Source organism: Kluyvera sp. STS39-E (genome assembly GCF_040932435.1).
Taxonomy (GTDB): Bacteria; Pseudomonadota; Gammaproteobacteria; order Enterobacterales; family Enterobacteriaceae; genus Kluyvera.
Genome location: NZ_JBFQGA010000004.1, coordinates 1 through 12030, shown reverse-complemented (window position 1 = coordinate 12030; position 12030 = coordinate 1). Strand labels below are relative to the sequence as shown.

The following is a 12030-nucleotide window of genomic DNA, read 5'->3' as shown; positions in this document are numbered from 1 at the left end:
TAAATATCATGGCTATGAGGAATTAATAACGTTTGACAAAAATATCACCATATTGAAATTGAAAAACCACCAGCCATCATGCTGATGGTTTTCATAATTAAAAATGCACTTTAGAACTAAAATCTTCCGCCGCAAATATTTGCATCTTTAGCAATAGCATTATAAACAACTCTTAGGGTAGAATTGTTTTTTTGTTTTCTGGCTAAATCTGCGTAGTGGTCTTGCACCGTCAAATGATTACCATTTAACAGTAACCTTCTAATATCTGAAGTTATTGTTGACACAAACTGTGCTGCATTAAGTACGTATTTCTGGCGCAGTTCAAATTTTATAAAATGATTTGTTACACGATCACGTTCAACTTTCATCCATCCTTGAGGAGGATCGGCATGAAAATCGAAAGTTAGAATACCATAATTTGCTGTTATACTAGCAGAGATCCAATCTGTTTGATAAAATTTTTGGTCATCATTGTAAGGGTAAAGTGTTTGGTCTGAGGCAACTTCACATATACTTTCTGACTTAGACCCATTACAGTGCATACAAGCAGGTATAAGATTTTTTGGATTAACAGATAAAAGTGGATAGCGCGCTTTAGGTAAATAATGATCTAGTGAGTCTACACCGTGTATTCCGCACAATGGACAAAGTCCCTTCGAACATGCTCTTAATTTATCGTAAACTTTCCTCGACGCACTATCTGTCTTCAACATGTGAAGAGTATAAAGATCCTTTAGATCTTTTTTTGTGACGTTTTCTGCAATTATTTGTTCAGGTCTTCTGGCAGAACAAGGCGTAAGTAAATGAAAGTTTTTAGGAGCGCAGCGAGCATCAAACAGTACCCATTCTCTAGATACAGTGTTCGCAATGTTTTGCAATCTGTTTATATAATCTTGATTATTATTACTTACCGACAGCAAGCATGTACTAAAAACATCAGCACATTTTATATTTGGGTATGCAATTCTATTCATCTTCGCCTCCATCAGAACTTTTGATGTTGACTGTCTTGTCCCTGAGCATAATCATGCTCATCAATATTGCCTGCCCTTCAAAGCCAATCTTTCTTTTGAATTTTATTATAACATCTTCGAAAGAAAGCCCATCATCAACTTGCTCTTTGAGAAGTTTGTGAAAGCCGGATTGCTCCATCTCTAATTTAAATACCTCTTTAGTTAAAGTGCCAACGTTTTCAGCAAATGTTTCTATTGAAGGTCTATCATATATCATTTCATCCCCAAAACGCGTCAAGACCCAACAGCAGTTTTTGGGAACTTCTTGTACCACAACCGGTGAATGAGTTGCTATGATTGCGATTCCATTTCTTCTGGATAGTAGATTACTTAATGCGCGTATAAAAGCTGACAGAAGTGGCGGGTGCAAATGACTTTCCGGTTCATCGAATAAAACCAATGTTTTATCTTGCACTTTCTCGACAAGGCTACTGATTATCATGAAAACAATAGCATGACCGGAACTCATTTTTTCCATCCGATTTATGCAGTCATTTACTAATATATTACCGGATAAATTGGCTATGTCCTTTAAATTTAGATCTCGAAAATTCGTATCGGACTCTAAGTTGTTTATGGCAGTTATCCACGCATCTCTTTTTGAATCATCAGAACAGCAGTTGTAAACTGATGTAGCACACTTCTTTCTGAGGTTACGTATGTCCTCAAGATTGCCAATCTCATCTTTAAAACTATCACTTTTTTTTAGGCCAATGTAATAATAACATGTACCAAGGAGGGGGTCACTTTGCTCACTGAATGGCGTAAAGGGATCAAACGCACTGAAAGATACAGAAATAACAGTGCTAAAATAGCCATCTGTTATCCTTCCTGCATAAGCCTCTTCGAAATAAGCATTTTTGGGTTTTTCCTTTCCTACAATAGAATCGACCATCTCATTTAGTAGAGTAGTCTTACCAAGACCATTTCTACCGATAATTGCGTGTATATTACTCGGTGGCAAGGAATAGGGCTCGACATTAAACTCAATATTCAAATCGGAGAATAAATGATTTTTCCTAACGAATTGAAAATCAAATTCGGTAAGCAGTCTCTCTCCATTTATAATCCTTAAAAACTGGCCATGAATGGTATTTATATTAACATCCCTTAGTAAGGATGTTTTAAATACATCCTCATTTTTTGCAATCTGCATAGCCTTTTTACTCAGGACGACACAGTTTAATTTTTTTAATATTACCTTGCACAATTCTTTATCAATGGAGTAAAGTTTCTCGTAAAACTCGGGGCTTTCCGCAAGACTAAAAAAGTCTTGTTCGAGTTTTACAAATTTTTTCTGCATTTTATCTAAAGTTGGAATGTCCACAATTTGTTTTCGGAATCCTATTTTAATCTGACCAATCTCATGCAATTTACCATTGGAATCCATGTAATCCATATTAAATAGAGTTCGATAAGAATAATCATTCCAAGTAGAAAATGTTAAGTAAACAGTGTTTTTACTTTTCATTGAGCTGATTAATTTTTTATTTAAGACGATAAACTCTAGCAACTTTACTCTCCTTTTATATCAGCTATAGCAGTTCTACATAACAACTTAAAATAAATTACATTTAACTATGCACCTGCTATAAAGTCATTAAGTTTGTAGTTAGCCTAAAGATACGTTATTAGTAATATTAACCTTTCAACCTGCCATTGGCTAATTTATTTATCATTACCATCACAACAATGTCTTAGAGCGATACCACTTCTTAAAAAAGTGCTAATGACGCAAAATTATGTTGTTCACGCATACCAAAGACAGGTTTTGACCTTCTACCAGTTGAGTGCTCCCGGTAATACGCCGGAGCTAAAACCTAGCAAATCCACAGGCAAATAAAAAAAGTCTGCGAATAATTTAGGGTGTAAATAATTTCTTTATGCCCTTATTATGAAAATAGATTACAGCATATTGTTCTGTAGCCAGATCTGCGTGCCTTCTATGTCATACGCCTTCGCTCCATACCCTTTCGTAAGTAGGGACTCCGGCAAATAATCGTCATATTTATCCAGATATTTTTCTGGAACATCTGCAGCGAGCTCAGACGCTGAAGGCAAGCCCGACAACTGCATTTCTTTTAGCGCATATTGGATCGAGGATAAACTTGCATGTTCTATCTCTATAACACCGGCAAATGAACTAGCTATGAAGCTGCTACGCATGAGCAAGGCCGCTATCGTATTAACGACTTTATCCCCCATCCAGGGGAGAACGTAACTACGCTGGCCGTCGGAAATAAAATGGGAGTTTTGCAGATTGTAACGGTTAAAGTTGTTACACCCTTCTGCAAAAAGGCTTTTGGCGGTGGCATCTGCATAATCGACTCTCTTACTACCTATGGCTATGCGGTAATCATGTTCCTTGTAGATAGCGAGCATCTCCTGGCGAACAACATCATGTACAGACATACCCCCACCACTAAACTGTGGAGGCTGGCCGCCTTTGGTCGCCTCAACATAGATAACTTTTTTTTCCACCTCGAGCTCTATCACTTTCCAGCGTCGTCCACCGAAGATTATATGCTGGTCAGGTAGAAGAGGGGAGTCCACAGGCACTGTGCCAAGGGTGCGGTTTCCTGTGACAATGCGGAACTCTTCTGGAGTATTGAACACCGCGTAAAATGTATAATGGTTAGTCAGTTTCTCCCCCTCAGCCCCGATAACCATTTCTCCACTAGCAAGTTGTGTGAGGAGGCTGTTTGCCCCCATATGCTTAAGCAGATTTTTGAAATCATTTACGTCAATGTTTCGGAACGGACCGGTCTGACATAATTGCGTCCAAAGTTGATCGGCTCGAACTCCGCCCCATTGCGCGGTGATCGCAAGAATCTGGTGCAGCAGTGTGGAGTAGTGCATCTGGCGAGTATCTGCCGGTTCGAACCATCGCTTAGAGATCATCAATCTGATCATCGCCATCGACTGGACAAGCTGCAGCCGCAAGTGATCTACAATGCTGCTGGTTGCGGTAAGTTCTTGTTCAGAGATCAGCATTCTCAGAACTGATGGAGAATCGCGTCGCCCTGACCGGCCCATACGCTGACGCAAGCTGGAGACGGAATGCGGAGGAGTGACCTGTATAACTGACTGCACCTTACCTATATCAATACCCAGCTCAAGCGTCATAGTACAGATTGCTGTTGTGGGCAAATTCCCCTGCTGTAGACGGGCTTCAAGCGTCTCGCGTAATTCCCTGGACAAGGATCCGTGATGGGGAAAGAATTCATTTGGAACAACATTTTCCTCACACATGTCGCTCAGCGTCGCCGCAATGCTTTCAGTGCGCTTTCGACTGTTTGCAAAGACTAAATGGGAGTCGCCACGGCAGAGTCTGAAGATGTCAGCGCAGACCTGTTCTTCTGCTGAGCGTTGAGGTTCTTCTCCCTTTTTAGTCACTGGCTCGAGATAGCCTTTGACCTGCACCTGCAGTGTGGACGAGCTATTATTGTCTGTCACAGTTTCGCAGGACAATCGCTTATCCGGACGCAACAGTTCAGGCACCTTATCCAGTTCTCCTAACGTAGCGCTCAATGCAACGCGGGGAACCGGATTCGCATGACGTCCCAGCACATGATCAATTCTGTTGAGCAGCGAGAGTAGTTGCATGCCGCGTTCAGAACCAATAAAAGCGTGAAACTCATCAATAACAATGTAGGCCACTGGCGAGAACGCCTGTTTGAGCCAGCCAGATGAGTTTATGAGCAAAGACTCAAGTGATTCCGGTGTAATAAGCAAGATGCCAGACGGGTTAGTGCGGATTTTCTTCTTTTTGCTTTGTGGTACATCACCGTGCCAGGGCGTCACCGGCATATCCAACGCCTCGCCCAGGCTCTCAAGACGACGGTACTGGTCGTTAATCAGCGCCTTAAGTGGGCTGATATAAACAATACCAAACCCGTTAGTGATACCTGCAATTGCTGAACAGGCAGGCAGAAAGAAAGCCTCTGTTTTACCCGCTGCAGTGCTTGCACTAATTAGCACGTCCCGGTCACGGGCTAAAACTGCCGGGATAGCGCTCTCTTGCAGGGGCCTTAATGCAGACCAGCCCTGCTTATAAACCCACCTACGAACGCGGGGATCGAGACTATCGTAAGCGCTGCTCATAATTTGAAGTTGGCCAGGCCGTCATCATCATCTTCATCCTGTGCAATGTCGTCATCCATATCGCTGGGCCTGTCATCTTCAATTGCCACACCCGAGATTAGCGTCTGCCAGTTTATCGAGCTGTTTTGTTCAAGCACGGCCAGCATGTCCAGGAAACCTTTGATGGTATTTCGGGGGGTACGGAAGTAAGCATCCCCTATGGTTTTACTGCAGTGATGCAGAAAACCGGTAAGTGCATCATCCGATACCAGATACTTCTCTGGCTCTCCGCCTGCATAAACATGGCGAAGATTTTTCAGTAAAATATACAATTCCTCTGGGGTGAGACTGGCAAGATGTAGCGTGGGTGACGAGTAGTCAATCACACCTGCCTTCTGAGCGAACCGATTTTCCGCCAGACGTGATTGCAGCGCCTCATAACTGTAAAGCCCTTTACGCGGATCAAACAGGAATTCTGGCGTGCCTCCAAGAACAAAACCAATATTCTCTGCAGAACCCTGCAGACAGTCATTCAGGATCCGCAGGATCTGTTCATAGTTCGCCGTCCTCGCCTGAGTGTTGTTCAGCTTATAAAGGTTTACCATCTCGTCGAGGTTGACCAGTAATCCGGCATAGCCTGCCTGACGGACAAACAGGCTTACCAGCTTCAGTGAATCGTAGAACGAGGCATCTGAGATAATCGTCCGGACGTCGAGATCGTTGCGGGCATCGGTTTTTGTGGTGTATTCGCCCCGCAGCCAGCGAATGGCATTGGATTTTAACGTCTCGTTATCCTGTTCATGTCCGCGCCAGAAGGCATCGATGACTTTAGCAAAGTCATATCCCCCCACCAAGTCTGACAGAGCAGCCAGGCGTTGGTGAATAACCGACGAGACTGGAGCGCCATCCGCATCAGCCTCCTTCCTCGCCTCCGTGACGAACCGCTCCACAACACTGAGTAACGCATTACCATCAGGTTTGTTGCGGGTGGACATGTTTTTCATAAGCTCTGAGTAGAGATTGCGCGCCTGACCTCCCGATGAGTGAATGCGCCTGTCGGGGGAAAGGTCTGCACTGACTGTTACCAGCCTTTTTTCAAGTGCAATAGAACGTACCACGCTCAGAAAGAACGTTTTGCCCGATCCGTATTCACCGATGATAAGTCTGAAGCTTGCGCCGCCGTCCGCTATCCGCTCAATATCCTTGTGGAGGGCCGTTATCTCATTCATCCGGCCCACCTGGATGTGCTGAATGCCTATTCTTGGCGTTACACCAGACTTCAGTGATTGGATAATAGCATCCCGTTCTTTAACTCTTATGCGTGTCACAGACATCAACTATCCCTCTAGTTCTTTGGCAATTTCCAGGTCTACCCAGATCTCATCATCGGCATCGTCCATTACTGGTGCATCAACCACTGCATAGGACCAGTCATTGATAACCTCAAGCGCACCGCTGAGCATCAAATTAAGATTTTCGCAAAGTTCTGTCGCCTCTTTCCGGGGCCATTGCTTCTTCTCCAGAAGGCTGTGGTAGAGTTGTTTATGTGCACTGTCAAGGCCACCCTCTTGCGCCCCGGTTACGGGAGCGCTCTCACGAAATTCCGGCTCGTCCTCGGTAAAAATTGCGCTAAGTAATTTACGAACATCGTTTGTAGCCGATTCATGGTGGGCCAGTACGTTGGCGTCCAGCGTGAATTCAGTGGCCCCAAGACTTGCTGATGCGGACGATTGCGGGATTACCTCTGTCGTCGAATGCTGATGGATGTTGCCGGAAATAGTTGATGGATCCAGTCCCAGGCTCAAATAAATCTTTTCCAACTGTTTAATTTCGGCAGGCTCAATTCTCCCATCAGAGCAGGCTACTCCGACGATAACCTTACCTACTGCTAATTTTTCCATCGTACTCAGCGGCGCTATTCTATTTTTCATTCCCGTCATATTGGCCGGGGTATGAAGCTGCCACGTTAAATACGCATGTAAGGAGCGTTTTTCATTTTCGTTAAAGCCAGAATTATGGTCGATCGCATTTTCCAGCACTTTCTGCTCGGCCTGATCAAGGCTATTGTCGGTTAAGGCTACCATTGACCCAAGTCTTAGTGTCATTACCGCTGAGAGAAATGCCGGAGATGGTGAGAAGCGCGCACCCTCACTAGCGGCAAATAAAACCAGCGCGCCGTCAGCTTCTGCTTTCACATGGTGGTAAAACGGATCCGGTGCCAGGCAATAGCCCATTTTCAGGGCAAAGGCTTGCATCAGGTCGGCCTCTTTTTTATTAATTTTTGCCGGGCAATTGGCTCCCATGTGTACCCAGAAGTCAGCAGCGGTGGTTAACCCCTTGCGACTCGCGATCACTTCATCAGCCCAGCGTTTGAATGTATTTAAAACTTTTCCAGCGCTTTCGTTAATGATTTCCACTGGCAGCAACATAATTGCAGCAGTGTCATTTTCTGACGTACCTTTTCTGCCAAGGTAGCGGCTGTAAGCATCCAGTTCATCTGTACAGATCTCTGCAAGTGTCATGATTTTCTGGACTGGGCCCTTCAATGCACTAGGATCAGGCAAGTCTGGAACAGGAAGACGAAAGCCGCGCAGACTGGGGCTTGCTGGTGTGTAATCCAATCGTAGTCGTGTTTTATTAGGTTTGACAACCATCCCCTCACCGTATTTGAGGGTATAGCGCCGTTTGAAAAGCGCAGCAAATTCATTCGCGCAGCGGCGGGCGGGAGTTCGCAACGCATACTCTGTATGATTTATTATCCACCTCAGCGCCAGATCGGCTGATACAGGAACTCCAGCGTCCACAGCCTTTGCTAAAGCTAACTTAAACAGCATAAGATTGCTGAAACTCGAACCTTGGCCAAGATCTGCGACCAGACCAATGTCCGGGCGCAGAATAGACATTGCTTCAAGTAACTGGGACGAGTAATTCCGGAAGGAGCGATTCTCAATGAATACCGATCTTAACCGGCAGACTTCATTAAACAGATTGCGGAACTCAGCGTCAGGTGTATTACCATCCCGGCTGTCAACCAGTGCTTTTCTCTCTAGGCCATACAGATAGATAAAAACGTAACCTACTGAGCATGACGCGTCACGCCTGTCGCTGGACAGCCAACTGAGATACGCACCGCGCGCATCAGGTGAAAGCGAGGAATAACTGGGCCAATATCCCAATGAAGTATCTTCGTAAAGATAATGTTTTGGGTAAATGTTGAGCGTGTCGTCAATTAATGATGCCTCAGTGCCATCATCATAATACTCGCTTAAGCTCTGCCCGGTGGGCTTCATCCGCTGACCTAAATAGAAGTAACCACCGGTGATCTCCACACCACCTACAATGGTCACCTCACCAGGTAGCACCCATCGAGCCAAAGTCCCCGTCGTTTTTGAAGGGCTCCGACGTTGAATCGTTGCTGCTCTGTAATCGACACTCCGATCGCCGCTCAGCGTAAAGCTCGCCAGAACATCATCTTCACTGTCATCGTTTCTCACAACAGCCTCTTTTTTCTTGATATCAGCAAGCCATTCTTTAGGTGGCGCTTTCACGGTTTTGGAGGCATAAGATCCTGCGGATTTATTCTTTTTCTTCTTGAAAAACAATAAGTAAATTACGTAAATCGCCGCTATAAATATCCATAACTCCATGGGCAATAACCTTAAACATGATTTTTCGCATACGCCGAAAGAATGGCGAGGGAAAGGAGGGGAAGTAGATTAATCTTAAAATAATACTTCTATATTGCGAGGGTTAAAACCAAAACATGACCAAATTTGCCCATTTGATTTTATCCATAAAGCCATTAGCTAAATAGATGCAGATCGAACAAGACCTTTGCACTTACAGGCAAACCTATCTGTTTTCTGGGCAGATCTCACTATTCTTCAAGAGGCATAGCCTTTGGGGGAGCTTTATGCCTAGCCAGTAATCTCTGACGTCCGCCTCCGCTAAATAAGAATGTCAGACTTGGCGTGTATTACCTCGATTACAGCCAACTGATGTCTGAACTGACACAGCTAAATTCGAGTTCTAAACATCAGCACTCAACCCTTTTCACCTCAGCGAAGCAAGGGGGCGCTACATCCGTTTATGAAGGACTGATTTTTTCTCCTGCGTGCTTTTCGTTCCCCGTATCTGTTTCCGGTTAATCGTTTCCCAACACAACCCGTCCCGCAAGGGTAAATGGCACGCATGCTGCGCCCTTGCTGGCTGGAACGATGCCGGGAAAGCGAACCGTCAGGCGATACGAAGACGAAAATCACACCACTGATGGAGAAAAACCATGACTATTTCCCTTCATACCCAGACTAGCGCCCCTAGCACCGCATCGGCGACCAGCGTATCCCCGCTGGAGCAGTCAGGCTCCTCAAAAACGAAGTTTTCCAAAACCAAAACCGATATTTATCAGACTGTCACTGACAACATCATTTCTGCACTTGAAGCAGGAGTTAAGCCGTGGTCATGCCCGTGGCAGCGCGTACCTGGTATGTCAGGATTACCTACAAATTACGCGACAGGTACTGCTTACAGTGGGATGAATATCATGTTGTTGTGGGGCAGTGCGTCAGAGCAAGGATTCAACGATTCACGCTGGATGACCTATAAACAGGCGCAAGCGGAAGGCGGGCAAGTGCGCAAAGGGGAGCACGGCACGACAGCCATTTTCTATGCAACCTTAGAGAAGGAAAGCGAAGACGGCGAAATTGTCCAGATACCAATGCTGAAAACCTTCACCGTGTTTAACGTTCAGCAAATTGATGGTCTTCCGCTGACAACTGAAACCATCAGCCCGGATGCAACCTTTGACCCGTTGCCGGAGGCTGAAAATCTTATCCGAAAAAGCGGCGCAAACATCATTGAGAAAGGACAAAACGCCTTTTTCCAACCCTCAACTGATGAAGTATGGCTACCAGAGCGCCATCTGTTTTCTGATGCAGCTAATTTCTATGCTACCGGCCTGCATGAGCTGGTTCACTGGAGCGGTGGTAAAAAACGCCTTAACCGTGAAATGAAAGGGAAATTCGGCAGTGCAGATTATGCGGAGGAGGAATTAGTGGCGGAGCTGGGAAGTGCTTTTCTGATGGCGGATTTGGGGATTGTCGGAGAGGTGCAGCATGAAAACTATATTGCCTCATGGCTCCAGGCGCTAAAAAACGACAAGCGCTATGTTTTCAAAGCGGTCAGCGCCGCCTCAAAAGCGCATAGTTATTTAATGGATAAAGCCTGAGGGCAGGGGCAAGAAGCCGCAAAGAAATGTGGCTTTAACCTTACATAGCGGTGAGAGGAGTAGCAGTGGTGTTAGGGTGTATAATTCCACTGCGAATTTTCCTGGCATACAGTGTCAGGAAAATTCGCAGACTGCGGGGTGGGCGGCAAAGAGCCCGCTCATTCCTTTTAGAAGCATTAGAGCAGACTTGATCTGGCAGTGTTCTCTGTTAGAACACGATTTAACCTGATAGACGGCAACGAGCTAGAAGCGGAAGTTCGGAATGCATACTTACATCAAGGTGTCTTGAGTCATAGGGAGCAGGTCACCTGAACTTGGTAGAAGGGACTCGGTTACACATCCTTTTTTCTCTGCCACCCTAGATTCCCTGAACTTTCGAGTCGTCAGTCCGATTCCACTAACCGTAAAGTCGGTAAGCGATGCTGGACCACCCAGAGCCGACATTTCGGGGCTAGTGGCTAGTGGCTTGCGTCTGCTGGTAAATAACTCGCATGCAGCTAACTTCCTGGTAGCGAATTAAGTGGCTACTAAGGACTGAACCAAAACACTGACGCGATCCGGGGCTTTACATGGTTGAAATCTCTGCATACTGCTTCGTTTCCCGGCCTTAAGCCGTGCAGAAATCTGTCACCCGGGCGACCTTATGCAAGAGTCGCTTTGCTTAATTTTAGCACTCAGTTCCCCCGGCTTCGGCCTATTTGCGTTCTGCCCTAACCCGAGTGTCAGCTCTGCTGTCGGGGAGCGAGATTACCTAATGACTGGATTAACAAAAATGACTTTAATGTTTTCATTAAAACTGGTATTAAAATTTATTAAGCATAAGGAATAAGAAATTTCTGTAATTATCATATTTCTGTCTGAGTTTAACAGAATGTTGCTGTTAGAGGGTAAGTAGATTAAATAATTGATTTATAAATTTAATTAATCTGTGTAGGGAGGCGCATGAAGCTTGAAACGATTCGTTTATCTGGTTTTCAGTCGTTTGGACAAGAATCAACCGAACTGAGCCTTGAAGATATAACATATATCATTGGCCCTAATGGTTCAGGTAAAACCGCAGTGCTTCAGGCTTTGTGTCGACTTTTTGCATTCGACCCTGCGTTAAGGCGGATCCAGCGTTCAGATTTCCACGTTCCCTTTGATGAGGAGGAGGTTCCGCTTGAGCGCCAGCTGTGGATAGAGGCTAATTTTCTATTTCCCGAATTGGAAGATGACGAGGACAACAGCACCGTAGCTCCTCACTTTAGTCATATGCGACTGGACGAGCCGGATGGGGTTCCGCGCGTGCGTTTTCGCCTTAATGCGACTATAGGGCTGGATGGAGATATTGAAGACGCTTTGGTATATGTCCTGGACGTTGATGGAGATGACTTGCCTCTGAATGTCGCTCAGGTTCCACGCGCTGAACGTAATCATATCCAGGTACACTATCTGCCTGCCAGACGCGATCCCGCTGACCATATTACTTACGGTGCGAATGCATTACTAGGGCGTTTACTTCGCGCTGTTCGCTGGGATGCTGAGCGCGAAACGATTAAAGGGCTGACCGATCAAATAAGTGACAGCCTTGCGGCAAACCCCTCGGTGAATGCTTTAAGTGAGAGTTTAAAGGCAACATGGGCAACGCTGCATAAAGGTAAATTTTTTGCTGACCCTAAAATTACTTTTGTCGCATCAGAAATTGAATCGCTGTTAAGGCATCTGTCT

At 45.3% G+C, this 12030-nt stretch carries 7 protein-coding genes; 2 read left to right on the top strand and 5 right to left on the bottom strand.

All coding sequences use genetic code 11. From position 1 onward, the window contains the following. Positions 1–116: 116 nt before the first annotated feature. The 5 genes from AB4K05_RS09465 to AB4K05_RS09445 all read right to left on the bottom strand — a co-directional run bounded on the left by AB4K05_RS09465 (position 117) and on the right by AB4K05_RS09445 (position 8743). Positions 117–974 carry an HNH endonuclease gene (locus AB4K05_RS09465; protein WP_135953031.1) on the bottom strand — a complete coding sequence of 286 codons (858 nt, stop codon included), beginning with the start codon at positions 972–974 and terminating at the stop codon, positions 117–119. Then, positions 967–2526 carry an AAA family ATPase gene (locus tag AB4K05_RS09460; RefSeq protein WP_117341831.1) on the bottom strand — a complete coding sequence of 520 codons (1560 nt, stop codon included), beginning with the start codon at positions 2524–2526 and terminating at the stop codon, positions 967–969. The genes AB4K05_RS09465 and AB4K05_RS09460 overlap by 8 nt, the downstream gene beginning before the upstream one ends. A gap of 392 nt (positions 2527–2918) precedes the next feature. Then, positions 2919–5117 carry a DEAD/DEAH box helicase gene (locus AB4K05_RS09455; RefSeq protein WP_117341832.1) on the bottom strand — a complete coding sequence of 733 codons (2199 nt, stop codon included), beginning with the start codon at positions 5115–5117 and terminating at the stop codon, positions 2919–2921. Then, positions 5114–6430, bottom strand: coding sequence for an ATP-binding protein (locus AB4K05_RS09450; protein ID WP_117341833.1), 1317 nt, complete (start codon positions 6428–6430; stop codon positions 5114–5116). Before AB4K05_RS09450 ends, AB4K05_RS09455 begins: the two co-directional genes overlap by 4 nt. Positions 6431–6433: 3 nt before the next feature. Next, positions 6434–8743: a TerB N-terminal domain-containing protein gene (locus AB4K05_RS09445; RefSeq protein ID WP_117341834.1), complete on the bottom strand. Its 2310-nt coding sequence runs from the start codon at positions 8741–8743 to the stop codon at positions 6434–6436. Positions 8744–9378: 635 nt separating this feature from the next. On the opposite strand from AB4K05_RS09445, the gene AB4K05_RS09440 reads away from it, so the two are divergent. Together AB4K05_RS09440 and AB4K05_RS09435 are read left to right on the top strand one after the other, a co-directional pair. Then, positions 9379–10323, top strand: coding sequence for an ArdC family protein (locus tag AB4K05_RS09440; protein WP_117341835.1), 945 nt, complete (start codon positions 9379–9381; stop codon positions 10321–10323). Positions 10324–11265: 942 nt separating this feature from the next. After that, positions 11266–12030, top strand: a 765-nt coding sequence (locus AB4K05_RS09435; protein ID WP_368479745.1) for a DUF2813 domain-containing protein, incomplete at its 3' end; no start/stop codon positions are given.